General features: G+C 58.0%; 24 protein-coding genes. 15 read left to right on the top strand and 9 right to left on the bottom strand.

All coding sequences use genetic code 11. The features are described 5' to 3' along the window. Window position 1: 1 nt before the first annotated feature. The 3 genes from hycC to hycA form a co-directional block, all read right to left on the bottom strand. Entirely contained in the window at window positions 2-1,816 is a 1,815-nt protein-coding gene (gene hycC / locus ACWPW2_RS19080) for a formate hydrogenlyase subunit 3 (protein ID WP_454124745.1), read from the bottom strand. Beyond that, on the bottom strand, window positions 1,813-2,421 hold the full coding sequence (locus ACWPW2_RS19075) for a 4Fe-4S dicluster domain-containing protein (RefSeq protein ID WP_454124743.1): 609 nt from the start codon (window positions 2,419-2,421) through the stop codon (window positions 1,813-1,815). The genes hycC and ACWPW2_RS19075 overlap by 4 nt, the downstream gene beginning before the upstream one ends. Window positions 2,422-2,517: 96 nt before the next feature. After that, on the bottom strand, window positions 2,518-2,985 hold the full coding sequence (hycA, locus tag ACWPW2_RS19070; RefSeq protein ID WP_454124741.1) for a formate hydrogenlyase regulator HycA: 468 nt from the start codon (window positions 2,983-2,985) through the stop codon (window positions 2,518-2,520). 197 nt (window positions 2,986-3,182) lie between these two features. Between hycA and hypA the strand changes: the two genes are divergently transcribed. The 6 genes from hypA to flhA are packed head-to-tail and all read left to right on the top strand — an operon-like array spanning window position 3,183 to window position 8,913. Beyond that, window positions 3,183-3,530: a hydrogenase maturation nickel metallochaperone HypA gene (hypA, locus tag ACWPW2_RS19065; protein WP_023480549.1), complete on the top strand. Its 348-nt coding sequence runs from the start codon at window positions 3,183-3,185 to the stop codon at window positions 3,528-3,530. A 3-nt stretch (window positions 3,531-3,533) separates the two neighbouring features. Continuing rightward, window positions 3,534-4,406, top strand: a complete 873-nt coding sequence (gene hypB, locus ACWPW2_RS19060) for a hydrogenase nickel incorporation protein HypB (protein WP_042718780.1) — start codon at window positions 3,534-3,536, stop codon at window positions 4,404-4,406. Next, window positions 4,397-4,669, top strand: a complete 273-nt coding sequence (locus tag ACWPW2_RS19055) for a HypC/HybG/HupF family hydrogenase formation chaperone (RefSeq protein ID WP_042718782.1) — start codon at window positions 4,397-4,399, stop codon at window positions 4,667-4,669. The genes hypB and ACWPW2_RS19055 overlap by 10 nt, the downstream gene beginning before the upstream one ends. Further along, complete coding sequence (gene hypD / locus ACWPW2_RS19050) at window positions 4,669-5,790, top strand: hydrogenase formation protein HypD (protein ID WP_454124738.1); 1,122 nt, start codon at window positions 4,669-4,671, stop codon at window positions 5,788-5,790. Before ACWPW2_RS19055 ends, hypD begins: the two co-directional genes overlap by 1 nt. Further along, window positions 5,787-6,797, top strand: a complete 1,011-nt coding sequence (gene hypE / locus ACWPW2_RS19045) for a hydrogenase expression/formation protein HypE (protein ID WP_454124736.1) — start codon at window positions 5,787-5,789, stop codon at window positions 6,795-6,797. Before hypD ends, hypE begins: the two co-directional genes overlap by 4 nt. 43 nt (window positions 6,798-6,840) lie before the next feature. After that, window positions 6,841-8,913, top strand: a complete 2,073-nt coding sequence (flhA, locus tag ACWPW2_RS19040; RefSeq protein WP_454124734.1) for a formate hydrogenlyase transcriptional activator FlhA — start codon at window positions 6,841-6,843, stop codon at window positions 8,911-8,913. A gap of 206 nt (window positions 8,914-9,119) precedes the next feature. Here flhA and ACWPW2_RS19035 read toward each other — a convergent pair whose 3' ends face one another. The 3 genes from ACWPW2_RS19035 to ACWPW2_RS19025 all read right to left on the bottom strand — a co-directional run bounded on the left by ACWPW2_RS19035 (window position 9,120) and on the right by ACWPW2_RS19025 (window position 11,854). After that, window positions 9,120-10,268, bottom strand: a complete 1,149-nt coding sequence (locus ACWPW2_RS19035; RefSeq protein WP_454121351.1) for an integrase core domain-containing protein — start codon at window positions 10,266-10,268, stop codon at window positions 9,120-9,122. A 569-nt stretch (window positions 10,269-10,837) separates the two neighbouring features. Then, entirely contained in the window at window positions 10,838-11,179 is a 342-nt protein-coding gene (locus ACWPW2_RS19030) for a nitrous oxide-stimulated promoter family protein (protein ID WP_023481143.1), read from the bottom strand. Window positions 11,180-11,251: 72 nt separating this feature from the next. Then, window positions 11,252-11,854 carry a TetR/AcrR family transcriptional regulator gene (locus tag ACWPW2_RS19025; protein ID WP_454124732.1) on the bottom strand — a complete coding sequence of 201 codons (603 nt, stop codon included), beginning with the start codon at window positions 11,852-11,854 and terminating at the stop codon, window positions 11,252-11,254. 111 nt (window positions 11,855-11,965) lie between these two features. Between ACWPW2_RS19025 and ACWPW2_RS19020 the strand changes: the two genes are divergently transcribed. From ACWPW2_RS19020 to ACWPW2_RS19010, 3 genes are all read left to right on the top strand, one after another. Next, complete coding sequence (locus ACWPW2_RS19020) at window positions 11,966-12,559, top strand: NAD(P)H-dependent oxidoreductase (RefSeq protein WP_312122165.1); 594 nt, start codon at window positions 11,966-11,968, stop codon at window positions 12,557-12,559. A gap of 491 nt (window positions 12,560-13,050) precedes the next feature. Beyond that, the gene (chbR, locus tag ACWPW2_RS19015; RefSeq protein ID WP_454124730.1) at window positions 13,051-13,896 is read left to right on the top strand and encodes a transcriptional regulator ChbR; all 846 of its coding nucleotides are present in this window, start codon (window positions 13,051-13,053) and stop codon (window positions 13,894-13,896) included. 33 nt (window positions 13,897-13,929) lie between these two features. Further along, a complete protein-coding gene (locus tag ACWPW2_RS19010; RefSeq protein ID WP_454124728.1) occupies window positions 13,930-15,285 on the top strand; it encodes a 6-phospho-beta-glucosidase in 1,356 nt (451 codons plus the stop codon). A gap of 54 nt (window positions 15,286-15,339) precedes the next feature. Here the strand turns inward: ACWPW2_RS19010 and ACWPW2_RS19005 are convergent, their stop codons facing one another. After that, window positions 15,340-16,854: a carbohydrate porin gene (locus tag ACWPW2_RS19005; RefSeq protein WP_454124726.1), complete on the bottom strand. Its 1,515-nt coding sequence runs from the start codon at window positions 16,852-16,854 to the stop codon at window positions 15,340-15,342. Window positions 16,855-17,167: 313 nt separating this feature from the next. Between ACWPW2_RS19005 and ACWPW2_RS19000 the strand changes: the two genes are divergently transcribed. The 3 genes from ACWPW2_RS19000 (at window position 17,168) to proP (ending at window position 19,861) form a co-directional block, all read left to right on the top strand. Continuing rightward, window positions 17,168-17,365, top strand: coding sequence for a hypothetical protein (locus ACWPW2_RS19000; RefSeq protein ID WP_023481113.1), 198 nt, complete (start codon window positions 17,168-17,170; stop codon window positions 17,363-17,365). Window position 17,366: 1 nt separating this feature from the next. After that, window positions 17,367-18,137 carry a hypothetical protein gene (locus tag ACWPW2_RS18995; protein ID WP_023481071.1) on the top strand — a complete coding sequence of 257 codons (771 nt, stop codon included), beginning with the start codon at window positions 17,367-17,369 and terminating at the stop codon, window positions 18,135-18,137. 248 nt (window positions 18,138-18,385) lie between these two features. After that, window positions 18,386-19,861, top strand: coding sequence for a glycine betaine/L-proline transporter ProP (proP, locus tag ACWPW2_RS18990; protein WP_279794473.1), 1,476 nt, complete (start codon window positions 18,386-18,388; stop codon window positions 19,859-19,861). Here proP and ACWPW2_RS18985 read toward each other — a convergent pair. After that, window positions 19,858-20,181 (bottom strand): hypothetical protein, encoded by a 324-nt coding sequence (locus tag ACWPW2_RS18985; protein ID WP_034813787.1) that lies wholly within the window; start codon window positions 20,179-20,181, stop codon window positions 19,858-19,860. The two genes, proP and ACWPW2_RS18985, sit on opposite strands and share 4 nt — an antisense overlap. A gap of 147 nt (window positions 20,182-20,328) precedes the next feature. Between ACWPW2_RS18985 and ACWPW2_RS18980 the strand changes: the two genes are divergently transcribed. After that, window positions 20,329-21,663 carry a cation:proton antiporter gene (locus ACWPW2_RS18980; RefSeq protein ID WP_454124723.1) on the top strand — a complete coding sequence of 445 codons (1,335 nt, stop codon included), beginning with the start codon at window positions 20,329-20,331 and terminating at the stop codon, window positions 21,661-21,663. 62 nt (window positions 21,664-21,725) lie between these two features. Continuing rightward, window positions 21,726-22,334, top strand: coding sequence for a DUF1349 domain-containing protein (locus tag ACWPW2_RS18975; protein WP_376748480.1), 609 nt, complete (start codon window positions 21,726-21,728; stop codon window positions 22,332-22,334). Between the two features lie 42 nt (window positions 22,335-22,376). Here the strand turns inward: ACWPW2_RS18975 and ACWPW2_RS18970 are convergent, their stop codons facing one another. Beyond that, window positions 22,377-24,341 (bottom strand): methyl-accepting chemotaxis protein, encoded by a 1,965-nt coding sequence (locus ACWPW2_RS18970; protein ID WP_454124720.1) that lies wholly within the window; start codon window positions 24,339-24,341, stop codon window positions 22,377-22,379. Between the two features lie 465 nt (window positions 24,342-24,806). On the opposite strand from ACWPW2_RS18970, the gene ACWPW2_RS18965 reads away from it, so the two are divergent. After that, window positions 24,807-25,445 (top strand): hypothetical protein, encoded by a 639-nt coding sequence (locus tag ACWPW2_RS18965; protein ID WP_454124718.1) that lies wholly within the window; start codon window positions 24,807-24,809, stop codon window positions 25,443-25,445. The last annotated feature ends 61 nt before the right edge of the window (window positions 25,446-25,506 follow it).

Below are 25,506 nucleotides of genomic sequence, written 5' to 3'. Positions count from 1 at the left end.
TTCAGGCTCCTCGGGAAATCACCACAACCACCAGCACCGCCAGCTCAATCAGCGCCAGGCGACGAAACAGCAGCGGCGCGGCGTCGCCCCGCCAGACGGGCAGCGAGAGCGTTGGCTCCAGCCATTTGCGCAGCGCGAGTACCGGCGCGAAGGCCGCTTTAACCGGCATCGCAAAACCGTGGGCGGTGATGACCATCGATGCTTCATGGTCGTAACCACACACCCACGCTGCCCCCCTGCTGCGGGACGGCAGGCGGTCGCCCTTCAGCAGCACGAGCAGCACCAGCGGCAGCAGCGTCGCGGCAATCAGCAGCAGGGCAATCATCGGTTGCGACACCACGGTGTTCGCCGTTTCAAGCGGCAGCGGCACGGCACTGAACAGGCGCGGCAGCAGCCACGGCGCGGCAACCCCGCCAATCACACAGCAGATTGCCAACGCCGCCACGCTTACACTCATCAGCCACGGCAACGGGTGCGGATTTTCTGCCTGCGCGCTGCGCGGTGCGCCAAGGAAGGTGACGCCATAGACTTTCGCCATGCACATCACCGCCAGCGCGCCAGTGATGGCCAGCCCAACCGCCAGCAGCGGCCCCATCACTTGCAGCAGGAAACTGCCGCTGGCGCTTAAGCGGAAGAAGGCCTGGTAGATCACCCACTCGCCGGCGAAACCGTTGAGCGGCGGCAGCGCGGCCATCGCCATCAGGCCGACCAGCATCGCCAGCGAGATAAGCGGCATGCGTTTACCGAGGCCGCCCAGTTTTTCGATATCGCGAAAACCGGTGGCAAACCAGAGCGCGCCCGCGCCGAGAAACAGCGTGCACTTAAACAGGCTGTGGTTGAAAAGATGATAGAGACCGCCGACCAGCCCGAGCGCCACCAGCGCAGGCTGGCGCAGCGCAAGCCCGCTGATGCCCGCGCCAAGGCCGAGCAGGATAATGCCGATGTTCTCCAGCGTGTGGTAAGCCAGCAGCCGCTGAATGTTGTGCTCCATCAGCGCATAAAGCCCGCCGACAAACGCGGTCAGCAGACCAAATGCCAGCAGCAGCACGCCCCACCACAGCGGCGGTTGCCCGCCAAATAAAGAGAGCGTCAGGATGCCGAACAGCCCGACTTTCATTACCACGGCGGAGAAGAGCGCCGCCGCCGGAGCCGGGGCGTTGGCATGGGCCTGCGGCACCCAGGCGTGCAGCGGGATGATCCCCGCCAGCAGGCCAAAACCAATCACGCCGAGCAGCCAGAGGCCGCCGCTCAGCGGGTGCAGGCTCAGCACGCTAAAATCGAGAGTCTGGTAGCGCTGCCACAGCAGCCAGCAGAGCAGCGCCAGCAGCAGCGTGCCGAGACGCCCGAGGGCGAACCAGAGTTTGCCGGAGGCGCTGCACCCGGTGAGGAACACCGCGCAGAGCGCCATGATCTCCGCCATCACCACCAGCGCGCCGAGGTTAGCTGCGCTCACCGCGCAGATCGCCGCCGCCAGCAGAAGGTTAATCAGCAGGCCATTGGCTTTTACCGCCTGATGGCGGTGCCACGCCAGGTTAAAGAGGCTGATAAAGAAGCCGCAGACGCCAAGCGTCAGCAGCCAGACAGCGCTCAGCGGCGTGAGCAACAGATGAAGGTTGATGAGCGGCACAATACCACTCACGGTTTGCCCGTCGAGCAGTGCGCCAGCACCCGCAGCCGTCGCCAGCAGGCAGCCAGCCGCGCCGCCAAGACCGGCGAAGAAACCGCTCAGGGGTTTGAACGCGCTCAGCAGGCCCGCCAGCAGCGCAGCAGCGCTCAGTGTGACGACCGCGCCGCTCAACAAAGAGAAAAGCGTCATTTTGCACTCCCGTTATTCTGCGCAAACTGCGCCAGATCGCCGTAATCGCTATTAATGGTCTGCTCGCGTTTGCGGCGGCTGGCGCGATTGATGTCGTGCGGGCTGACCAGGTGCAGCGCCTTGGTCGGGCACATGCGCACGCAGGCCGGGCCGTCGGCGTCGAAATAGCAGAGGTCGCACTTCACGGCGATGGCGCGCACACCCGGTACCCAGTCGAGCAGCGAACTCACTTTCGCAGGCATCGGCGGTGCGGCGGGCGCTTTCGGCGTGTTGACGTTGGCCGGAATATCCAGCGGACGGCTGCCGGAAAACTCAATCGCGCCGAACGGACAGGCAATCGCGCAGAGCTTACAGCTGACGCAGAGGCTCTCGTTGAGCTGCACCGCGCCATCCTCACGGTTGATGGCGTTCACCGGGCAGACCCCGGCGCAGGGCGCATCTTCACAGTGGTGGCACTGCTGCGGCGCGGATTCATGTTGGCTGCGCATAACGCGCAGGCGCGGCATCGCCTGCAACCCATACGTGCGGTGCGTCTCGGCGCAGGCCGCCTCGCAGGTGTGGCAGCCAATACAGAGCGCCGGGTCGGCAATTACAAAACGGTTCACCAGTCGATCCTCAGGTGAGTCGCCCGCTTACGGGCAGTCATTTTTGACGAAACATGTCGCTTTCGGTGTCATCTCGACACCCGTCGACACTCCAGCTCAGGCCAGCACCGGCGAGTGCCCGTCGCGGGCAAGGGTGGTGAGGTTGACCGGCGTATCGGCTTCCATTGCGGCATAGAGGTTGTCGTACACGGCGGCGAGTTTGCCGAGGTAATGCTCAAGCACCTTTTCGCGATCGCGGACGTCAAACAGACCATCAATTTTTCCGTCGCTGGTGAGCCGCGCTTCGGCGATTAAACGCTTCTCTTCACTGCCTTTATTGGCAATCGCGTACTCAATGGTGTGGCCGTTAAAGCCGCCGCTCAGGGTGATGTAAACCGTGAAGTGATCGAACAGTACGAAGCAGAGCTGCTGCTCCGGCGCACAGCCGATGGTGTGGTGCAAACGCGCTTTGGCGAGCGTAATGCCCTGAACCAGCGTATTGCAGTAACTGCGCCACGCCTCTTGCAGACGGTGGTGCCGTCCGGCGATGTAATCCGCCTTTTCGCTAATTTCCCAAATCGTCATCTCAGCTTACCCGCTTAATTGAAACAACTGCTGATAAGCATCATCCATGCCAGTTTTCAAGCAATTGATTTTTAATCATTTTATAAAAACCGGAGCGTGTTTCGACGTGTCATCTCGTCATTGTCGTCATCGTCACCCTGACTAAACCGGGAGTGGCACTGTTATTGCATTAGCAGGGGAAATGATAAGGAGGCGTTATGCATGAAATCACGTTGTGCCAGCGCGCGCTGGAGGTGATTGAACAACAGGCGGCGGCGAATGGCGCACGCAAGGTCACCGGCGTCTGGCTGAAGGTGGGCGCATTTTCTTGCGTCGAAACGGACGCTTTAACGTTTTGTTTTGATCTGGTCTGCCGCGGCAGCCTGGCGGAAGGTTGTAGACTGCATATCGAACAACAACAGGCCGAGTGCTGGTGTGAGTCTTGCCAGCAGTATGTGACGTTACTCAGTCAGCGTGTACGCCGCTGTCCACAATGCCACAGCGACCAGTTGCAGATCGTCGCCGACGACGGTATGCAAATTCAGCGACTGGAAATTGAGGAGTAAGCAATGTGTACGACATGTGGTTGTCAGGATGGAAACCGCTATATAGAAGGCGATGAACATAACCCCCACTCTGCCTTTCGCAGCGCCCCCTTCGCTCCGGCGACGCGCCCGGCGCTGACCATTACCGGGGTCAAAACCGATGCATTCAGCCCGACTCAGCTTGACGAAGGCGACCTGCATTATGGACACGGCGCAGCGGGAACCCACGCGCCGGGCATCAGTCAGCGGCGGATGCTGGAAGTTGAGATCGACGTGCTGGATAAGAACAACCGCATCGCCGCCCGCAACCGCGCGCGCTTCGCGGCCCGCCAGCAACTGGTGCTGAACCTGGTCTCCAGCCCCGGCTCCGGCAAAACTACCCTGCTCACGGAAACCCTGCTGCGCCTGAAAAACCGCCTCCCCTGCGCGGTGATTGAGGGCGATCAGCAAACCGTTAACGACGCCGCGCGCATCCGCGCCACCGGTACCCCGGCGATTCAGGTTAATACCGGCAAAGGCTGCCACCTCGACGCGCAGATGATTGCCGATGCCGCGCCGCGTCTGCCGCTCGCTGAGCAGGGCATCCTGTTTATTGAGAACGTCGGCAATCTGGTCTGCCCGGCGAGTTTTGACCTCGGCGAACGGCATAAAGTGGCGGTGCTCTCTGTAACCGAAGGCGAGGATAAGCCGCTCAAATATCCGCATATGTTCGCCGCCGCCTCGCTGATGCTGCTCAACAAAGTCGATCTGCTTCCCTACCTCAACTTCGATGTTGAGCAGTGCATTGCCTACGCCCGGGAGGTGAACCCGGAGATTGAGATCCTGCTGGTTTCCGCCACCAAAGGCGACGGCATGGACGCGTGGCTTGAGTGGCTGGAGGCGCAACGATGTGCATAGGCGTTCCGGGGCAAATCTGCGCCATTGACGGCCTGCAAGCGAAAGTCGACGTCAGCGGCATCCAGCGTAATGTCGATTTAACGCTGGTCGGCAGTGAAGATGAGCAAGGTCGCTCGCGTATCGGCCAGTGGGTGCTGGTGCACGTCGGCTTTGCCATGAGCATCATCAACGAAGCGGAAGCGCGCGAAACGCTGGCGGCGCTGCAAAATATGTTCGACGTTGAGCCGGATGTCGGCGCGCTGCTCTACGGCGAGGAGGGGTGATGCGCTTTGTCGATGAATACCGCGCCCCGGAGCAGGTGATGCAGCTTATCGCCCGCCTGCGAGAGCGCGCCACCGGGCTGGCTTACACCGCCGCGCGACCGCTGCGCATTATGGAGGTGTGCGGCGGCCACACCCATGCCATTTTCAAATTTGGCCTCGACCAGCTGCTGCCGGAGAATATTGAGTTTATCCACGGCCCCGGCTGCCCGGTCTGCGTCCTGCCGATGGGGCGCATCGACACCTGCGTAGAGATTGCCAGCCACCCGGAGGTGATCTTCTGCACCTTCGGCGATGCGATTCGTGTGCCGGGCAAAAACGGCTCCCTGCTGCAAGCGAAAGCGCACGGCGCGGATGTGCGCATCGTCTACTCGCCGCTCGATGCGCTGGCGCTGGCGGAGAAAAACCCGCAGCGTAAAGTGGTCTTTTTCGGCCTCGGCTTCGAAACCACCATGCCTGCCACCGCCATCACGCTACAGCAGGCGAAAGCGCGCGATATCAACAACTTCTGGTTCTTCTGCCAGCACATCACGCTGATCCCGACCCTGCGCAGCCTGCTTGAGCAGCCCGATAACGGCATCGACGCCTTTCTCGCGCCCGGCCACGTCAGCATGGTGATTGGCACCGATGCCTATACCTTTATTGCCGATGAGTTTCAGCGCCCGCTGGTGGTCGCCGGTTTTGAGCCGCTCGACCTGTTACAGGGCGTGCTGATGCTGGTCGAGCAGAAAGTTGCGGCGCGAAGCGAGGTGGAGAATCAGTATCGCCGCGTGGTGCCGGATGAGGGCAACCGACGGGCGCAAGAGGCGATTGCCGACGTGTTCACCGTGCGCGGCGACAGCGAGTGGCGTGGGCTCGGAATGATTGGCGAGTCGGGCGTGCATCTGACCGCTCCCTATCAGCGTTTTGACGCCGAAGCCCATTTCCAGCCGGCGGTGCAGCAGGTGTATGACGACCCGCGCGCCCGCTGCGGCGACGTGCTGACCGGGCGCTGCAAACCGCACCACTGCCCGCTGTTTGGCAATACCTGTAATCCACAAAGCGCCTTTGGCGCGCTGATGGTCTCCTCTGAAGGGGCCTGCGCTGCCTGGTATCACTATCGTGCTCAGGAGTGTGAAGTATGAATGAGGTTCAGATGGCGCACGGCAGCGGCGGCCAGGCGATGCAGCAGCTAATCGGCGAACTTTTTATGCAGGCCTTCGCCAACCCCTGGCTGGCGGAGCAGGAGGATCAGGCGCGCCTCGATCTCGCCGCGCTGGCAGCGGGCGGCGACAGGCTTGCCTTCTCCACCGACAGCTATGTGATTGACCCGCTGATTTTCCCCGGCGGTGACATCGGCAAACTCGCCGTCTGCGGCACCGCTAATGATGTGGCGGTCAGCGGCGCGATCCCGCGCTACCTCTCCTGCGGCTTTATCCTCGAAGAGGGGCTGTCGATAGCAACCCTAAAACAGGTGGTGGAGAGCATGGCGGCAACTGCCCGCAGCGCCGGGATCGCCATTGTCACCGGCGACACCAAAGTGGTGCAGCGCGGCGCGGCGGATAAGCTGTTTATTAATACCGCCGGTATAGGCGCGATCCCCGCCACTATTCACTGGGCGGCGGCCTCGTTACAGCCGGGCGATGTGCTGCTGGCAAGCGGTACGCTGGGCGATCACGGCGCGACGATCCTTAACCTGCGTGAAGGGCTGGGGCTGGACGGTGAGTTAAGCAGCGACTGCGCGGTGCTGACGCCGTTAATCGGGACGCTGCGCGATCTGCCCGGCGTCAAAGCCCTGCGTGACGCGACGCGCGGCGGCGTCAACGCGGTGGTGCACGAGTTTGCCGCCGCCTGCGGATATGGCATTGAATTACAAGAGAGCAAATTGCCGATTAACCCGGCGGTGCGCGGCGTCTGTGAACTGCTGGGGCTGGATGCGCTTAACTTCGCCAATGAGGGCAAACTGGTGATCGCCGTCGCGCGCGACAGCGCCGAACTGGCGCTCAGCCGCTTACGCGCCCACCCTTCAGGTAAAGATGCTGCGATGATTGGTGAAGTCGTCGAACAACAGGGCGTGCGGTTAGCCGGGCTTTACGGCGTGAAACGCCTGTTAGATCTCCCCCATGCGGAGCCGTTACCGCGGATCTGCTAGTTGTTATTTTTCACACCTCTTGGTGTGTTTCTGGATGAGCAAAATGTCGTATACACCGATGAGCGATCTCGGACAGCAAGGGCTTTTCGATATCACGCGGATTTTATTACAGCAGCCGAACGTGGCGGCGCTCAGCGAAACGCTGGCGCAGCTGGCGCGTCAGGCGGGGCTGGCGCAGGGTGCGGCGATTGTGCTGTGGCATGCGGATAGCCACCGGGCGAGCCGCTACAGTGTGCAGACAACGGAAAAGGGCGCGGAGTATGGCGATCAGGCGCTGCTGGCGAGCGGGCCGGTGCGGCATATTCTCTCTCACCCGCAGGCGCTGCACTGCACGGCGGAGCTGTTTAACGAGACCTGGCCCGTCCTTGCCGCAAGCGGGCTTTACCCACCCTTCGCCCACTACGCGCTGCTGCCGCTGGCGGCAGAGGGGCAGATTTTCGGCGGCTGCGAGTTCTTCCGCTATGACGACCAGCCGTGGAGCGAGCGCGAGCTGGAGCGCCTTAATACGCTGACGCAGTTAGTTGCGGTAGTGGCTGAACAGTTGCAGACCCGCGACCGGCGCACGCCGGACTATGCCCTGCTCAGCCAGGAGCGCAACGATTACCGCATTCTGGTCGCCATCACTAACGCCGTGCTCTCGCGGCTGCATATGGATGAGCTGGTGAGCGAAGTCGCCAAAGAGATCCACTACTACTTCGGCATTGACGCCATCAGCCTGGTGCTACGCGGCAGCCGTAAAGGCAAGCTGACCATCTACTCCACGCACTATCTGGATGAGGCCAACCCGACGCACGAAACTCAGGAGGCGGACGAGGCGGGCACGCTGACGGAGCGCGTGTTTATGAGTAAAGAGATGCTGCTGCTCAACCTGCACGAGCGCGACAAGCTTGCGCCCTATGAGCGGATGCTGTTTGAGACCTGGGGCAACCAGATCCAGACGCTTTGCCTGCTGCCGCTGATGTCGGGCAAGAACCTGCTCGGCGTGCTGAAGCTGGCGCAGTGCCAGAAAGAGGTCTTTACCCAGGCGAACCTCAAGCTGCTGCGCCAGATCGCCGAGCGTATCGCCATTGCGGTGGATAACGCGCTGGCCTACCAGGAGATCCATCGCCTGAAGGAGCGGCTGGTGGATGAGAACCTCGCGCTGACCGAGCAGCTGAATAAGGTCGACAGCGAGTTTGGCGAGATCATAGGCCGCAGCGAGGCGATGTCACGGGTGCTGAAACAGGTGGAGATGGTAGCGCGCAGTAACAGCACGGTGCTGATCCTCGGCGAAACCGGCACCGGCAAGGAGCTGATTGCCCGCGCTATCCACAACCTGAGCGAGCGCAACAGCCGCCGGATGGTGAAGATGAACTGTGCGGCAATGCCGGCCGGATTGATGGAGAGCGATCTTTTTGGTCATGAGCGCGGCGCGTTTACCGGCGCCAGCGCCCAGCGCATCGGCCGCTTTGAGCTGGCGGATAAGAGCTCGCTGTTTCTTGATGAGGTGGGCGATATGCCGCTCGAGCTGCAACCGAAGCTGCTGCGCGTGTTGCAGGAGCAGGAGTTTGAGCGGCTCGGCAGTAACAAACTGATCCGTACCGATGTGCGGTTGATCGCCGCCACCAATCGCGATCTGAAGAAGATGGTCGCCGATCGCGAGTTTCGCAGCGATCTTTACTACCGCCTGAATGTGTTTCCTATCCAGCTTCCGTCGCTGCGCGAGCGCCCGGAGGATATTCCGCTGCTGGTGAAAGCTTTCACCTTCAAAATCGCCCGCAAGATGGGGCGCAATATCGACAGTATTCCGGCGGAAACCCTGCGGGTGCTGAGCGCGATGGAGTGGCCGGGGAATGTGCGCGAGCTGGAGAATATGATTGAGCGCGCGGTGCTGCTGACGCGCGGCAATGTGTTGCAGCTTTCGATGGCGGAGATCGCCATGCCGCCTGCGGTCGTGACGCCGCCCGCCGAGTCGCCGCGCGACGGGGAAGATGAGTATCAGCTGATTGTGCGCGTGTTAAAGGAGACCAACGGCGTGGTCGCCGGGCCAAAAGGTGCCGCGCAACGGCTGGGGCTGAAGCGCACGACGCTGCTCTCAAGGATGAAACGGTTGGGGATTGATAAAGAGGGGCTGTAGGCCGGATAAGTTGTAGGCCTGATAAGGCGAAGCCGCCATCAGGCAATGGATCTGGCATGTGGCTTTTTGTGGAAGGGTTCCGTTCACCATACGTGGTGCGGTTCCATTGACAACTTATGCGGTGAACGGGATAAGGGAAGCGGCCGTGTATGAACCGGTCACATGGGTTACAGATCTGACCGGTCACATGGGTGACACTTTTTGCTTCAGTCGGCCCGGATTATACGATGATTCCGTCTGTCGTACCGGGCCAGTATCAGTTCACCAAAACCTATTTCGTCCAGCTCTTCCCCGACCTGCTTCATCCATACCCATTCTCCTCTCAGCGCTTCTGATAAAAATATCCGTGTGCTGTTAAAGCATAAATCGCCTTTTAATGAGACACGCAGTGTCCGGGCATCATCCGGTACGGGCATTGCCTTCAGCGGGCCGGTAAAGATGCGCTCTGACGGATACCAGACCGAACGGGGTGTTTTTCCGCCCAGCGCCCTGTGGGGGCGTATCTCATTAAATTCATGACGCCATGCATCCATCCAGATCTGCTGCTCCTCAAGAGAAGTGAACTTCGCATGTCGCTTCAGCGCATCCTTCAGGGTGCGGTGCATCCGCTCATGTCTTCCGTTTTCGGTGGGTTTACCCGGCCGGATACGTTCCGGCAGGACACCACATTTAATCAGCCATACGGACATCTGGCTCAGCCCCCACAGACCGGCCCCGGCAAAGGGAGGACCGTTGTCCGTACGCAGCACCTGCGGCATCCCGCATTCCCGGAACACCCGCTCAAGGCAGGGGATAACAAACCGGCCATCAGGCGTATAGGTGGCATCGCAGGCCAGCACAATCCTGCTGCAGTTATCGGTCAGCGTGAAGGGATGGCACCAGCGGCCGCCGGCATGGGTGAACTGCCCCTTGAAATCGGCACTCCAGACATCGTTTGGCCGCACGGCAGCGTGCAGCTCATGCCGCTTCGTGGGCTTAAAGGTGAGGGGCTTACGTTTTTTAACCAGACCATGACTGCGGAACAGCTCACCAATGGTACTGGCGGCAGGAACGCCGGTGATGTTCAGGTTAAGAAGGCGCTGCCTTATCTTCTCAGGCCCCCAGAGGGGATGCTGTTGCTTCGTATCCAGCAGCAGCTTCACCATGGGTTCAGACGTTGCGTTCTGGTGATGGCGGGCCCGGGAACGGTCACTGAGGGAGGTGGCATCATCGGGTGAAAAACGGGCCAGCCACTTGTAGCCGGTCTTACGGCTGATATTAAAGCGGCGGCACACTTCGGCAACCGTGAGGTTGCCTTCAAGGCAGGCCGCAACAAACTGCAAACGTTGCATGGTAACAGTCTCAGTCCAGGGCACGGTAAACCTCCGTCAGCTGTTTACCGTACCGTTATAACCTGTTACCCATGTGCCCGGTTTAAAGTGTTACCTATGTGCCCGGTTCATACAGCCGCGCTCCCCTTATCAATCCCCGCGGCCCCGCAAGGAAATCGGTGCTGCGCACTGCGCTCACCTCTCGCGTGCCTGACCGCGGCCGGCTCGACTCGACTTACTCGTTCCATTCTGGAACGAGTCCCTGTCTCGGTTCGCCTCTGTCCGCCATCCATGGCGTCCAGACCTTGTCATTCCCGCTTCGGTTCGCCGATTTCAGCGGGGGTCAACACCATCGCTGTCATATTGCAGATAAATGTCGCAACGATGTCGCTGAAGGCTCGTTTTGGTAGGCCGGATAAGGCGCAGCCGCCATCCGGCAATGATGCCGCGGAGATAATGCCGGATGGCGCTTGACGCTTATCCGGCCTACGGGTCATGTGAACGGAACCATTCCACCGAGGCAACCCCATTGCCGGATGGCGCGTAAACGCTTATCCGGCCTACAACCTCCATTGGCCCCCCCGTTGCCGGATGGCGGCTCCGCCTTATCCGGCCTACTTACGTCGGTATTTCTCCGGCAACTCCGGTACCGGGCGCTTATCGTCGATCAAATGGCGCACCGTCAATATCGGATGCCGCCACAACATGCGTGGACCCGCCCAGCGCATCACCTGTTTCATCTCTTCACGTTTTGCGGGCTGATAACAGTGCACCGGGCACTGCTTGCAGGCCGGTTTCGCCTCGCCGAAGACGCACTTATCAAGCCGCTTCTCCGCGTAGGCGTAGAGATCCGCGTAGTGCGCCGCGCTGCTCACCGCATCCGGGCAGGCGCGTTGATAGAGGGCAATCATCTTCCGGATGGTCAATTTTTCCCGCAGGATGCGTGGTCCAGACATGGTTATCACCAATAACTAAGATGCATTCATAATACAACTTAATGCCTCGTGATGGCACCCTGGGTGCGCGTTTTATGCCCTCTCGTCACTCAACGTCGCATGCACCATGGTAATAATCACCCGCTCCAGCTCCTCTTTCGCCTGCTGTTCGCTAATCGCATCCTGCACTGCCGCCCAGGAGAGCCCTTCGGCAGCGCCGAGCATCGCCCATAATGCGGCGTCGCGCAGAGGCGCACCACAAAACGGCGCAAACAGCGTGCGACACGTGCCGGTGAAATCCACCGCGTATTCGCGGCGGATCTTCTCCAGCTCCGGCGTTCCTGCCAGTGCCGCCAGCAGGCTTGGCATCTCGCGCCCCTGGAACAGCACGCATTCGATATAGGCTTTCGCGACCACTTCCGCGCGCGGCTGCAGTTCCGCCGCGGTCTGCGCCAGCAGCGCCTCCATTTTGCGATTCTGGCGCTGATCGTACTCACGATAGAGCGCCGCCAGCAGCCCGGAGCGGCTGGTGAAGTGGTCATAAACCACCGGTTTGGTAACGCCCGCGCGTTCGGCTAAATAGCCGAGCGTCAGCGCTTCGGTACCCAACTCATGAATGATCTGCCATGCCACTTCTACCAGCTGTGCGTAGCGCTCTTCCCGCGAGAGCCGCTGGCGTACACGCGTATCGGCCATAATTTGCCTCCTTGACAAGCTTATATACCGTTAGTAACTTACTAGTAGTAGGTTACCGATAGTATATAAGCCTACGGTGATTGATCCGTAATGGCAACCGAGGAGAAGAAAATGCATGCACTGATCGTAGTCTCTCACCCGCTCGACACCTCATTAACCCACGGCCTGGCGCACGCGGTCGCAGAAGGGATCCGCGAAGAGAACGCGCAGCACAGCGTTGAGATCGCCGATCTGGCGCGCGAAGGGTTTAACCCCTCTTTCACTGCCGCCGATTACAACGCTTTTATGCAAACCGCCCCGCTGCCCGCTGACGTGCTGGCTGAGCAGGCGCGGATTGAGAAAGCTGACGCCTTAATACTGGTGTTTCCTATCTACTGGTGGACGATGCCCGCGCAGTTAAAGGGCTGGATCGATCGCGTCTTTGCCAATGGCTGGGCCTACGAAGATAGCGGCACCGGCAAGGTCATTAAGAAGCTGGGGCATCTGCCGGTGCATCTGGTGGCGACAGGAGGCGCAGATACTAAAACGTTTGAAAAACATGGCTATGCGCAATCCTGGAATACGCAAATTCCGCACGGTATTTTCGATTACTGCGGCGCGCCGGTGTTAACCAACGCCACGCTAATGCAGCCCGATCTCGGTTCGCCACAGGCTTGCCTGCAAAAAGCGCGTGAGATCGGCAAAGCTATTTTTGCTGCTGCCTGAGGGACATTTTTTGCCGGAGAGGAGCGTGCGCCCTCTCCGGACTCGCTAAAAAATTACCGAAATTGTGAAGAAGAGCATAGCAATCGGTCAACCAGAGATAATTGTGGCAGATTGCAGAATACCTCCCGCCGATACGCTCCCGTATACTTGTTTTATCTCAGGAAAAAAGTACTAAACGCAAATTTACGGCTCCTGTGAAGATGTACTGACGCCCTTTTGGCAAAAATGGGAATAATTGCCGCGCGCGTTGAGGGTAAAGAAGCATATTACTCTTTCGACATTGCAGGCGAGCCTGTTTGCTTACCGTTAATGATGAGGCAGGTATCCTGCCGCTTCGGTCATTATTGAAGCATTTTCAGGAGCCCGGAACGCAGATAAAGAGCGTTCGCGCCGGAAAAAAAGGCAGCGTTCATTAAGCAGGAAGCGCGCGCAAAGCGATCGCCAACGCGCTGAAATTTTGACATGTATGAGCAAGTCGTAAGGAGTGAACGATGCAGCCAACGCCAATGATCGGCACACAGGAGATTAAAACCGTCCACGAACAGCAGCTCTTTAAGGGAAAGCCTTTCCATGTGTTTATCTTCAACAAATCGGAGAGCGCCAGCGGGCTGCATCAGCATGATTATTATGAATTTACCCTTGTTCTGACCGGGCGTTACTACCAGGTCATTAACGGTAAACGCGTGCTGCTGGAGCGCGGCGACTTCGTCTTTATCCCGCTCGGTTCACACCACCAGAGCGTCTATGAGTACGGTGCCGCGCGGATCCTTAATGTGGGGATCAGCCGCAAATTTTTCGAGCAGTACTATCAATCGCTGCTGCCATTCTGCTTTGTTGCCTCGCAACCTTACCGCACGCACAGCGCATTTTTGACCTATGTTGAAACAGTGATTGCCTCGCTCAATTTTCGCGAGAACGGGCTGGATGAGTTTATCGAAACCGTCACCTTTTATGTGCTCAATCGCCTGCGCCACTACCGCGAAGAGCAGGTGCTGGAGGATATTCCGCACTGGCTGAGAAGCACCGTTGAAGCGATGCACGATAAGCGTCAGTTCAGCGACAATGCGCTGGAGAATATGGTGCGGTTGTCCTGCAAATCACAGGAGTACCTTACCCGCGCGACCCGGCGCTTTTATGACAAAACGCCGATGCAGATCATCAATGAGATCCGCATCGACTTTGCGAAAAAGCAGCTCGAGATGACCAACTACTCGGTGGCCGATATCGCCTGGGAATCGGGCTACAGCAGCCCAAGCCTGTTTATTAAAACCTTCAAAAAAATGACATCCTTTACACCCAACAGTTATCGCAAGCGGTTGACGGAAATCACGCAGTAACGCCCGCTGGCGCGACCCTCCACAGGAGAGAGCATGAATCCGAAACTGAAAGTCGTCACTATCGGCGGGGGTAGCAGCTACACGCCGGAACTCCTCGAGGGGTTTATCAAGCGCTACCACGAACTGCCGATTACGGAGTGGTGGCTGGTTGACGTCGAGGAGGGAAGAGAGAAGCAGGAGATTATTTTCCGGCTCTGCCAGCGGATGGTGGCAAAAGCGGGCATTCCGCTGAAGGTGTACCAAACGCTGGATCGCCGCGAGGCGCTACAGGACGCGGATTTTGTCACCACTCAGCTGCGCGTCGGCCAGCTGAAAGCGCGCGAACTGGATGAGCGCATTCCCTTAAGCCACGGCTATCTTGGTCAGGAGACCAACGGCGCAGGCGGCTTGTTTAAAGGGCTGCGCACCATTCCGGTCATTTTCGATATTCTGCGCGACGTGGAGGAGATCTGCCCGAACGCCTGGGTGATTAACTTCACCAACCCGGCGGGGATGGTGACCGAAGCGGTCTGTCGCCATACCGACTTCAGGAAATTTATCGGCGTCTGCAATATTCCTGTCGGCATGAAGATGTTTGTCCGCGATGTGCTGGCGCTGGAGGCGAGTGATGAGATCGCGCTCGATCTTTTCGGCCTCAACCATATGGTGTTTCTCAGCGATGTGCAGGTAAACGGCGTGTCGCGCTTCGCGGAGTTGCTCGACGGCGTTGCCAGCGGAAAATTGCAGCCATCGTCGGTGAAAAACATCTTCGACCTGCCGTTTAGCGAAGGGTTGATTCGCGCCCTCAACCTGCTGCCCTGCTCCTACCTGCTCTACTACTTCAAGCAGAAAGAGATGCTGGCGATTGAGCTTGGCGAATATTACAAAGGCGGCGCGCGGGCGCAGGTGGTACAGCAGATCGAAAAAGAGCTGTTTGAGCTCTATAAAGATCCCAACCTTGATGTGAAACCGCAGGCGCTGGAGCAGCGCGGCGGTGCCTGGTACTCGGATGCGGCCTGCGAAGTGATTAATGCCATCTATAACGATAAGCAGACCGAACACTATGTGAATATTCCCCATCACGGACATATCGACAACATTCCGCCCGAATGGGCGGTTGAGATGACCTGCCTGATTGGGCGGGATGGTGCGAGGCCTCATCCACGCGTCACCCATTTTGATGACAAAGTGCTGGGGCTTATTCACACCATTAAAGGTTTTGAGATCGCCGCCAGCCGTGCGGCCCTGAGCGGCGAGTTTAACGATGTGCTTTTAGCTCTCAACCTCAGCCCGCTGGTGCACTCCGACGGTGACGCCGAGGTGCTGGCGCGCGAGATGTTGCTGGCCCATGAGAAGTGGCTGCCGAACTTCGCCGCTACCCTTGCGCGCCTCAGGCATCAGCAAGCTTGATACCGGGGCGTTTGGCAGCACTATTGCGGCGCATTTCTGCGCCGCATTTGTGACTTACCACCACACCTCAGCCTGAGCGCCGACGGTGAACTGTTCCCGCCGCTCGTCACCGAAGCGGAACTGGCTGATGCCGTTCTCCTGCGCGCGGATCCAGCTGGCGTAAAAACGCAGCTCCGGTCGCGACGTCAGCAGGCTGGTATCCACTTTCAGCGCGTGATAGAGCGTGGTTTTAACCCCCTTTTCACGGTAATCCTCGCCCTGCTGGCGGTTGGTTTGTTTAAACCACGCCAGCTCAACGCCCGTCTGGTTATGTTTATCCCAGATCCACGCCGGGCGCATCACTGCCCGGTAGCTACTAAAATCCGTATGCGCGCCGGTGTCATAGCAGTAAATATCCTGCCCGGCGGCATAGACCAGCGCGTGCGCCAGCACGATCTGCGATGAGGGGTAGAATTCGCCCTGCGAGATGGCGCGCACCGCGTGCCCGTAGGTGTGTTCGCCATAATAGTTGTCGTGATAACCGTAGCTCGCTCCCGAGTTGGAGATAAGCGCGAAGCCGCTCGCCAGCGCGTTATCCGCCGCCTGCAGCGTGAACTCCTCAAACCCGCCCGCGCTAAAGCTCTGTCGCAGGATCGCGCCCGCTAACCACGCATCTTTAATGCTGTAGTACTGCCCCGCTTTTTCACCCGCCCGGTAGGTGGCAGATTTATTGGCCAGCGAGTAGCGGCCAAACAGCTCCAGCGTGGCGCGATCCCACAGCGGCAGGGCGTTATAGCGAAGATCGACAGTGTGGGTGTTGACCTGAAGGGTGTTGTGGCTGACAGGGTAATTCACCGCATGGGCGTCCAGATCCTGGCGTACCAGCGCAACGTTGAGCTTGCCCGCGCCGAGCGCCCAGTTTTCCACGCCGATCCCGGCACCGCTGTCGGTCTGGTGGCTTTTCCAGTCCAGCATCTGAATTTCATACTTTGGCAGGTTGTGTTTACCGACCCAGAGATCCGCCTCCGGCGCAAAGGGCAGGAAGCCGCGTGTGGTGAGGTAGATATCGGAGAATTGCAGGAGATTTTCAGAGTGTTTGTCGAACCACGCGGTGCCGTACTGCGCGCCGACGTTGCCATCTAACTGCACAACGGCATGCGCCGATTTGCCCTCCTCCTCATAGACCCGCTGCGAGAAGGTTAAATCGAACCATGATGAGTACTCATTGCCAAAACGCCCCAGCGAGCCGATGGCGTACTCTTTTGGCGAGCCGTTACCGGCAGCGCCCCAGCCGGAACGCAGATAGCCGTGCCAGGCAAAACCGATATCCTCTTTGACGTACTCGCTGATCTCTTTCAGCGTATAAGGGGATTTTTCTGCCGCAGCGGCCTGCGGCTGTGCGGTCGATTTTGCCCCGCCATCGCCGCTTGCTCTGGCCTGTTCCAGCTCCGCTTTTGCCTGCGCCAGCTCCGTCATATTGCGTTGTAATGCCATTTCCAGTTGGCTCAGTCGCTCCTCAACCGTTAATTTTTGTGCAGAGGCGTGGGCACAGGCTGCTGTAATTAGCAGTGCGAGTAATGATTTATGCATAATAATCAGTCCATTTATTAATATATAAACGCGCTGAATAAAGATTCCCTTTAATTTAATTTGCGCGTCTTACCCTGAATGCGTGAAATATAAGAAAGTTAACAAATACAGAAAGATAAGATTATTGATAAACAAGGGGGATAACCCGAAAAAGACCTCCTTAACAACTATTATTGGGCGGGTAATAGTCATTCAGGATGTTTCGATATGTCTATAAAGATAAATTCATTTTTAGATCTCTCTCGCACAGAATTTTCTCGGAAATTTCACACATTCATGAAATGGTTTCTATACTCTCTGCGGAGGTTTATTAATGAGAAAATTACTTCGTTCTTTATTTGCCAGCCCTGACAAGCTGTTACAGGTGATGAGTCACAGTGAAATCCAGGATTCGATTGAAGATGGTGAGCGCATTGTGGTCGATGCTGACGGCAACGCCTCGGTGAATATCCACTGCAAAAGGGTACAGGAAGATTTTAGAGAGCACGTTGATGCATTGAAGAGGGCTTAGGATGGGTACAGCAATATTCATGGTTTTGATGGTTTGCGGCTACTGGTACACCTCACACGACCTCTCGACACGCTTTAAATTTAAACGCAGCTTCGGCTGGGACGTCTACTTTCTGGTGGCGCTCTACGGCTGCGTCTTCGTCCTGCAGGGGATTATCGCCACCGCCGTAATCTGGCTCTGCCTGCTCGCCACTTCGGCGGTGATGAACTCTTTTCCCGCCACGTTTGGCGCGGAAGAGCACCACCTGCATATGACGTTTATGAACTGGACCTTCCTCGGCATCCAGGCACCGGTAGTGATTATGCTCTCCTTTGCGGTGCTGTTTTGCCTGTGGCATTCGAACTGGTCCAGCAGCGCGCGCCTTGATATCCCTGGCCGCCGCGAGTTGTATAAACACCTCTCGCGCGCTAACGGCATTGAAGGGTTGATCTACCAGTGCATGGAGCGCGGCGATCTGGCGTGGATCACCCTGAAATCTCAGCGTATCTACATCGGCATGATCCATACCGCCACCTTTGATGTTGGCGATGCTAACAACATTGTGCTCATCCCGATGCTGAGCGGCTACCGCAACCATGAGACGCTGGATCTGCGGGTCGAGCATAACTACAGCGCCTGGTATGACGACCATAATATCGATCTCGCCTCAGAGCCAATGTCGGCGCTCGATTTCCGCAAGGTGCTGCTGCTGTCGCAGGTGGAGAGTTTGTCGCTGTTCCACCCCTCGCAGGTGATGGCGATGGGCATCAACAAACTGAAGTCCACGGAGTGAACAGAGGCTAAGGGATTAGCTTGTTCCGCTACTTTTACTCACGGCACGTTAATATTCAGCTTTCCAGTATAAAAGTAGCGAATTTCGCCAAAAATTTGCCTCATCCATAAATTTTAATTATGGTGTGCCCCTGCCGAAAACGTCGGCAATCTGCTTTTTCTTGCATCTTATAGCTTTCATTTCCCTCCATTTGAGCACTACGGCTGCGAAAGCTATAAGGTCGCACCACCAGCACTCATGGGGAGTTTATGAGCAACGGAACGACTTTACCGCACCACACGAATTCGGCCGCAACGGCCAGTGAACTGACCGTCGAAGACATCACGGTCATCGATAATAAGCTGCTGAAACGCGCCGTCGGTGCCGCCGCACTGGGCAACACGATGGAGTGGTTCGACTTCGGCGTTTACAGCTATCTGGCAGTGATTATCGGCCAGGTCTTCTTCCCCGGTGCCAGCAGCACCGCACAGCTGATTGCCTCTTTCGGCACCTTCGCCGCTGCCTTCCTGGTTCGTCCGATTGGCGGCATGGTCTTCGGCCCGCTCGGTGACCGCTTTGGCCGCCAGAAGATCCTCGCCCTGACGATGATCATGATGTCGATTGGTACTTTCTGTATCGGCCTGATCCCCGATTACGACAGCATCGGTATTGCCGCACCGATCCTGCTGCTGGTGGCGCGCCTGGTTCAGGGCTTCTCGACCGGCGGTGAGTATGGCGGCGCAGCCACCTTTATCGCCGAGTACTCCACCGATAAGCGCCGTGGCTTTATGGGCAGCTTCCTCGAGTTCGGCACCCTTGGCGGCTATTTGATGGGTGCCAGCCTGGTGACGATTATGATTGCCGTGCTGCCAACCGAGGCGATGCACAGCTGGGGCTGGCGTATTCCCTTCTTCCTCGCCGCACCGCTCGGCCTGTTTGGCCTCTATATCCGCCTGAAGCTGGAAGAGACCCCGGCTTTTAAAGAGCATATGGATAAGCAGGATGCGCTGGAGCACAGCAAACCGACACTAACTCTGTTGCAGATGCTGCACAAATACCGCAAACAGATGCTGCAATGCATTGGCCTGGTGCTGGTGTTTAACGTCTCGAACTATATGCTCACTTCGTATATGCCGAGCTACCTGACCAGCGTGCTGGGCATGAGCGAGCTGACCGGCCTGCTGCTGGTGATGGTCATCATGTTTGTGATGATGCCGCTGACGCTGGCCTGGGGACACTGGACCGACCGTCTGGGCCGCCGCCCGGTGATCGCTTTCGGCGCGCTGGGGCTGGTGCTGCTGGCGATCCCGAGCTTTATGCTGATTGGCTCCGGCAATATGTGGGCGGTCTTCGGCGGGCTGGTGATTCTGGGCGTGCTGCACACCTGCTTTAGCGGCACCATGCCAGCCACGCTGCCAGCGCTGTTTATCACCGATATTCGCTACAGCGCGCTGGCGATTGGCTTTAACCTCTCGGTTTCGCTCTTCGGCGGCACCACGCCGCTGGTCACCGCCTGGCTGGTTGATACCACCCACAATGTGATGATGCCCGCTTACTACATGATGGGCGCAGGGCTGATTGGCGCGCTGACCGTGCTGACGCTGCGCGAAACGGCGCGTAAACCGCTGAGCGGATCGTCACCTGCGGTCGCCACCCGCGCAGAAGCGCACAAGCTGATTGATAAGTTACGCAAGCAGCGCGCGGCGAAACGCCTGAAAACGCAGGCAGCGCACGAGCACGGCTAAGCCCAGTCTTCGATAGCGCTGTCCAGAGGCCGGAGCGGTGGCGCGATCCGGCCTATCTCCTCTTCAATATTGAACTCCGTCAGATCTTCGGCGGTGGCCAGCAGATAGGTGTGCCCTTCGGGCGATAGCCATTCGGTAATGAAGTACTGCTCTTTACGCGATAGCTCGACCTTCTTCTGCCCGCTTCGGTCAAAGAACTGCCCGAAGCGCTCATCATGCTTCGAGAGATTAAGCCCCATCGCCGGGTAGACGCCACGCCACACCTCGCCGTGATGTTTACCGCCCAGCACAAGATACTCTTGCATGATCTTCTTGCTCATTTATCACCCCCGTTACGCCCGCTTTTTTTAAGCGTAGCTAATGCTCAGCCCTTGCACTATTCGCGCCGTCTGGCCTGGTGCAGACCTTTTTCAGCAACTATACCTTTTGGGGTGCAATGTTCAGGTTGCGGCCTGATGTGGAGGAGTATGAGTTATTTGATGTGGATGGCCGCAACCGGCGGCCTGTTACTGTTGATGTCATTATCCTACGGCTGGATAAGCCGCGTGCCGATCCCGGTGTTTGGTTTGTATCTGGTGGTTGGCATTATCTGTGGCCCGTGGGAGATGGGCGTTCTTAATATCGATGTGGCGGCCCATGCGGATCTCACCGCCCGCATTACCGAAATCGCGATGGCGGCCTCGCTGTTTATTACCGGCCTGAAAATCCGCCTGCCGCTCACCTCCCCCTACTGGAAGATGGGCATTAAGCTGGCGCTGCCCGCTATGCTTTTGACCATCGGCGGAATTATGGTCGCCGCCCACTATCTGCTCGATCTGGCCTGGCCGCTCTCGCTGGCGCTTGGCGCGATCCTCGCCCCCACCGATCCGGTGCTGGCAAGCCTTGTTGCGATCAACGACGCGCGCGATGATGACCAGTTGCGCATTGCGCTCTCCAGCGAGGCGGGGCTTAACGACGGCACCGCGCTCCCCTTCCTGATGCTGGCGCTGATCTGGTACAAAGCCGATGGCGTGCCGTCGGGCGAAGAGCTGCTGCACTGGCTGAGCATCGATCTGCTGTGGGCGCTGGTCGGCGGGCTGCTGATTGGCTTCTTTATGGGGCGCTTAATTGGCCTTCTCGCCACCCGTTCGCGCCATAAACAGGGCGAGGTCGCACCGAGTGACTTTATCGCCCTGGCGCTGATCTGCCTGAGCTTTGCGCTGGCCCAGTCGCTGAGCGCCTCCGGTTTCCTCGCCGCCTTTGCCGCCGGGATTGGCCTGCGCAGCGCCGAAGTTAGCGTGCAGAAGCGCCACGGCGATCCCGAAGAGGAGGAGGATGTGCCGGCGGAGATGCAGGTCAACCCGCACCTGCGCCATGCACTGGAGGAGCAAAACCCGATTAAATCCGTCGGACTGGTGATTGGCGATGCCCTCTCTTTTGGCGATACCGTTGAGCGATTGCTGGCGGCGCTGCTGGTAATTGTTCTTGGCGTCACCCTCGCGCAGCACTGGGATGCCCACGCGCTCGGGCTGGCCTTTGTGCTGTTTCTGGTGATCCGCCCGCTGTCGGTGTTTATCGTCACCCTGCGCTCCGGCACGACCTGGTTTCACCGCGCGAGCCTCGGCTGGCTGGGCATTCGCGGCATCGGCAGTCTCAACTATATTGCCTTTGCCTATGTCCACGGTTTGCAGGGCGCGGATGCCAATGTCATCGCCGATATCGCCATCACCATTGTGACGCTAAGCGTGCTGCTGCACGGCATCTCGGTGACGCCGCTGTTAACGGTGCGCAGTAAAAGACTGGCGCGCAAAGCGAAACGTTAAACATCGCGCGGCAATCACTGCAAAAGCGTGGCAGAGTGGCCGCGGTTTTCCTGTAAACATTGATGAGGTTGCCTGTGACACCGATTGAGAGCTTCACGTCAGAAAAAGGTTTGTGGATAAATAAACCGGCCCACGTTTCGCAGACCGATGAGCAACTGCTGATGCGCACCGGGGCGAACACCGATTTTTGGGTCAAAACCTGGTACGGCTTTGAGCGCCACTCCGGTCATGCCTTTGGTTTTATGCTGGAGGGGGAGTTTACCCTTGAAGTGAAGATCGCCGCCGCGTTTGAACAGCTCTACGACCAGGCGGGGATCTTTATTGAAGCCTCGGAGACGCAGTGGGTGAAAAGCGGCATTGAGTATAACGATGGCGCGCCCGCCATTGGCTGTGTAGTGACGCAGGGACAATCTGACTGGTCGACCGGTGTTTTCCCCGGCGATGCGCGTGAGTTCTGGATGCGCGCTACCCTTGAGAAGCAGGCGTTACGCCTGCAATACTCCGCCGACGGTAAAACGTGGCCACTGCTGCGGCTGTTTCCGTGGCAGGACAGCGGCCAGCGCTTTGTTGGTGTGATGTGCTGCTCACCGGAACGAGAGGGGCTGGATGTGCGCTTCGAACAGCTGCGCATCACCCGCCCGCTCGGCAAAGCGCTGCATGATTTAAGCTGACCCCAGGCGGCCTGCGCCGCCGGAGGTCTGCAACTCAACGCCTTAACGACCCGTAGAGAGGGTTTGCAGCACTTTCAGCTGGGCAACCGCTTCCTGCATTGCATCCATCCCGGCGGTCAGGGTGCGCAGGTTGCTCAGTTGCTTAGCAATGTTTTCCCGCTCCTGGCGCGTCTGCTGGCTCATCTCAGCGATGGCGTTAGCGGCAAGAATACTGCGCTCCGCCATATCGGTTGCCGTCTCCACCGTATTGCTGGCCACTTCACGGATATGGGAGATGGTGTTGACCGCGTCGCTGATATTGCTCGCCGTCGCTTCCGCCTGCTCTTTTGAGGAGTGTGCCAGGCGGCGAACTTCCCCTGCTACTACCGCAAAACCGCGCCCCGCATCGCCCGCGCGCGCCGCTTCTACCGCCGCGTTGAGCGCAAGAATATTGGTCTGGAAGGCGATGTTGCTGATGCCGTGGGTGATCACGCCGATGCCGTTGGAGATCTGCTCCAGCGAATCCAGCCCTTCGCCAAGACGCCCCTGCGCCCGCTGGCTTTCGGTGGCGATATCGCTGATGCCACGAATGCTGCTTTCTGCCATCACCAGCGCTTCGCTCTGGCTCTGGGTGGCGGCTTCCAGCGCCGGCAGCGCCTGCACAATCGGCGCCAGCTCCTGCTGATAACTCACCACGCGATCCAGCACGCGGGTCTGAATGCTGTTCAGCGCTTCCCAACGGCGCAGCGCGCGCTGGGCATAGTGCGCGGCATAACCGGCGTACTCCACCGGAAACTGGGTCATCGCTTTCACGTCATGGTTAAAGAAGACCAGCGCGGAGAGGGTCTGGTTAATCGGCACGCCGAGGATTTCGCCAAAGCTGGAGAAGCCCGCCGCCGGGATGCCTTTAAAGAAGTGGGCATCGTGCAGCTGATCGCTGTTGCCCATACGCCGCAAAATACAGTCATTCATCATGATGGCGGCAGGCTTGCCTTTACCGGTGATAAAGGTTTGCCAGTCGCGCAGCGTCGCCTGTTTAAAGTCGGTCTCCTGCATCAGGAACAGCCGGTCGCCAAACTCCAGATCGCAGAAGAAGTGCACCATGCCGTGCTCGATTTTCGCCACCGAGCGGATGAAGTACTCGTCACCCACTTTCACACCAAAGGTCAGCCCTTTCAGGCGCTCGCTCAGCTGCGACTCTTTGCATTTCAGATGTTCGGCCAGCGCCTCGGTAAAGGCCTTCTGCTGCCCCTGGCGGTCAAAGACCGATGTTACCGTGCGGGCAATCGGGTCAGCGTCGGCAATCAACCAACTCTGATCCAGCGGGGTGAAGTTCTGGCTCTTGAAGGGCGAGAAGGATTTGCCTTCCGCCATGCGACAGAAAACAACAACCGCTTTGCCTTGTAAAACGCGGTCGCCAACGCCAATCCACGTGCCGTCAAAGGTTGCGCGTCCGCCTGCGGAGCCGCCAATCGCCAGGCACGGAAAGAGGCCGCTGTTATACCAGGCCTGCATGAAGAAACCTTCCGAGGCGGAGAGCCCGTCGCAGTAAATCATCGCGAAAGTGCGCTCAGCGGAGAGCGCCATACGCGGTTTAATGGTGTTTAATTCGCGCTGAATGGCGCTAATACGCTGTGAAGCACTCTGGGTGTCGTGCAGATGGAGATCGACAATGTGCGTCTCGTGCTCGGCGATAAGGCTATCCGGTAGCAGCAGGAAACTCCCCTCTTGTCCGTCGCCCGCACAGTAAGTTGTCTGGCGGCCGCTGGCGCTCAGCGCACCATAAGAAGAGAGCGTAATCACCGTCAGATCGGCAGAGGTGAAACGCTGCCACGCCTGGCTAACGCGGTGAAAATCTGCTTCGGGCGGGACGAAGGTCAATAAAATACCGGATGAGCGCGCGCTAAGACCCGCAGCCGAAAGTGAGGTCGGTAAATCCCGGCAGTCGAAAATGCCGTTGGCAGGCTGAGCGCCACCCGCCAGACGGGAACCCAACAAACCGCGATACAGTGATCTTACGAAAGCCATAGTACTGTTTTCCTTAAAATAAAAAATTGCGCCTGAAAATGCGCTTGCAGAGATTGTTAAAGGAGGGCTAAAAGCAGATCCGTTCGCGATCAGAACTCGTTAAAAAAAGATAAGCGCGCCCCTGCGTGATTGAGGGTGACGCAAAGACGTTATCGTCAATTTGCGCTAAAGCTTCACTAATCGCTGCAATAGATAAAAGTATTCCGCACAAAATAGGTTACGAGTGAAGCAGATAGCGTTTAACTATTTTTTGTGGCGCTGTTTTTTAATACTTTTTTAAGTGCACGGGTTATTCCCGGACGGCCAGAAATATAACCCTCCTTTATTATGTGCCTTTCAAATCCTAATAAGATGATGCGCAAACCACCCATTTTCAGTGGGTATTCATTGCGGTTGTTTACTTCCCCCGGTTAAGCAGCCAGGATGTGCGCCTTGCTTTTTCTATCACTCATATAAGGATTAATCGTGTACTACGATTACAACGGTAACAGCCACCTCAGCGAGTTTGAACGCGATGAGGCTAACCGCAGATTAGCTGCGCAAAACCCCCATGCCGCAGCAGCAGGCCCGGCGGCGGTAAGTGTAGTCATGATTGTATTAATTGCCGCTTTTTCGCTTTTCGCACTGCTCTTTTTTGCCGCTAAAGCCTTTCTTACGCGCGGTGCGCCGAAATTATGGCCAGGCTCTGCCGCTCGTGCGCTGAAATTATTTCTGCTGTATGAGTTTCTTTTTTATCTTTTCAATATGCTGGCCTCCTGGTGGTATGCGTTTATTAATACCCTGTCAGGCCCGCTGCCTGTTCCGCATATCTTCTCCTGGATTTCCTCCGCGCAGTTCTGGCTTTATCAGCAGATAAATACCCAATTGCTCTACTCAATTAATCTGGGGCAATTAGCGCTGCACTATCTGACCTTGCTGTGCATAAACACGCTGTCGATAATTATTTGGTTGTTATTAGCTAAAACGCTGGCAACCCATCTGCCCCATCTGAAGTGGTTCCGCTTTACCGATGCCACAGGCCAACGCATCGACTGGCTGCGAGTGATGAAAGTCCATATGCTCACCTCTCTGCTCTTCTGGAGCGTGGTGTTTTTCTTTAGCTAATCCCGGCCAGAGAGTGTGCAGTTAACCGCCCCTGCCCGCTGCGAGACTGGCTTTTTATTAA

The sequence above is a fragment of the Kosakonia sp. Marseille-Q7440 genome (assembly GCF_965119485.1).
Note: the sequence above shows the minus strand (reverse complement) of the source record. Positions and strands in the feature narration are given on the sequence as shown.

Bases quoted from the DNA above. Each gene is read 5' to 3' on its own strand.
- hycC (WP_454124745.1), bottom strand. From the start codon at position 1,816: ATGACGCTTTTCTCTTTGTTGAGCGGCGCGGTCGTCACACTGAGCGCT.
- hycA (WP_454124741.1), bottom strand. From the start codon at position 2,985: ATGACGATTTGGGAAATTAGCGAAAAGGCGGATTACATCGCCGGACGG.
- hypA (WP_023480549.1), top strand. From the start codon at position 3,183: ATGCATGAAATCACGTTGTGCCAGCGCGCGCTGGAGGTGATTGAACAA.
- hypB (WP_042718780.1), top strand. From the start codon at position 3,534: ATGTGTACGACATGTGGTTGTCAGGATGGAAACCGCTATATAGAAGGC.
- ACWPW2_RS19055 (WP_042718782.1), top strand. From the start codon at position 4,397: ATGTGCATAGGCGTTCCGGGGCAAATCTGCGCCATTGACGGCCTGCAA.
- hypD (WP_454124738.1), top strand. From the start codon at position 4,669: ATGCGCTTTGTCGATGAATACCGCGCCCCGGAGCAGGTGATGCAGCTT.
- hypE (WP_454124736.1), top strand. From the start codon at position 5,787: ATGAATGAGGTTCAGATGGCGCACGGCAGCGGCGGCCAGGCGATGCAG.
- flhA (WP_454124734.1), top strand. From the start codon at position 6,841: ATGTCGTATACACCGATGAGCGATCTCGGACAGCAAGGGCTTTTCGAT.
- ACWPW2_RS19030 (WP_023481143.1), bottom strand. From the start codon at position 11,179: ATGTCTGGACCACGCATCCTGCGGGAAAAATTGACCATCCGGAAGATG.
- ACWPW2_RS19025 (WP_454124732.1), bottom strand. From the start codon at position 11,854: ATGGCCGATACGCGTGTACGCCAGCGGCTCTCGCGGGAAGAGCGCTAC.
- ACWPW2_RS19020 (WP_312122165.1), top strand. From the start codon at position 11,966: ATGCATGCACTGATCGTAGTCTCTCACCCGCTCGACACCTCATTAACC.
- chbR (WP_454124730.1), top strand. From the start codon at position 13,051: ATGCAGCCAACGCCAATGATCGGCACACAGGAGATTAAAACCGTCCAC.
- ACWPW2_RS19010 (WP_454124728.1), top strand. From the start codon at position 13,930: ATGAATCCGAAACTGAAAGTCGTCACTATCGGCGGGGGTAGCAGCTAC.
- ACWPW2_RS19005 (WP_454124726.1), bottom strand. From the start codon at position 16,854: ATGCATAAATCATTACTCGCACTGCTAATTACAGCAGCCTGTGCCCAC.
- ACWPW2_RS19000 (WP_023481113.1), top strand. From the start codon at position 17,168: ATGAGAAAATTACTTCGTTCTTTATTTGCCAGCCCTGACAAGCTGTTA.
- ACWPW2_RS18995 (WP_023481071.1), top strand. From the start codon at position 17,367: ATGGGTACAGCAATATTCATGGTTTTGATGGTTTGCGGCTACTGGTAC.
- proP (WP_279794473.1), top strand. From the start codon at position 18,386: ATGAGCAACGGAACGACTTTACCGCACCACACGAATTCGGCCGCAACG.
- ACWPW2_RS18985 (WP_034813787.1), bottom strand. From the start codon at position 20,181: ATGAGCAAGAAGATCATGCAAGAGTATCTTGTGCTGGGCGGTAAACAT.
- ACWPW2_RS18980 (WP_454124723.1), top strand. From the start codon at position 20,329: ATGAGTTATTTGATGTGGATGGCCGCAACCGGCGGCCTGTTACTGTTG.
- ACWPW2_RS18975 (WP_376748480.1), top strand. From the start codon at position 21,726: ATGAGGTTGCCTGTGACACCGATTGAGAGCTTCACGTCAGAAAAAGGT.
- ACWPW2_RS18970 (WP_454124720.1), bottom strand. From the start codon at position 24,341: ATGGCTTTCGTAAGATCACTGTATCGCGGTTTGTTGGGTTCCCGTCTG.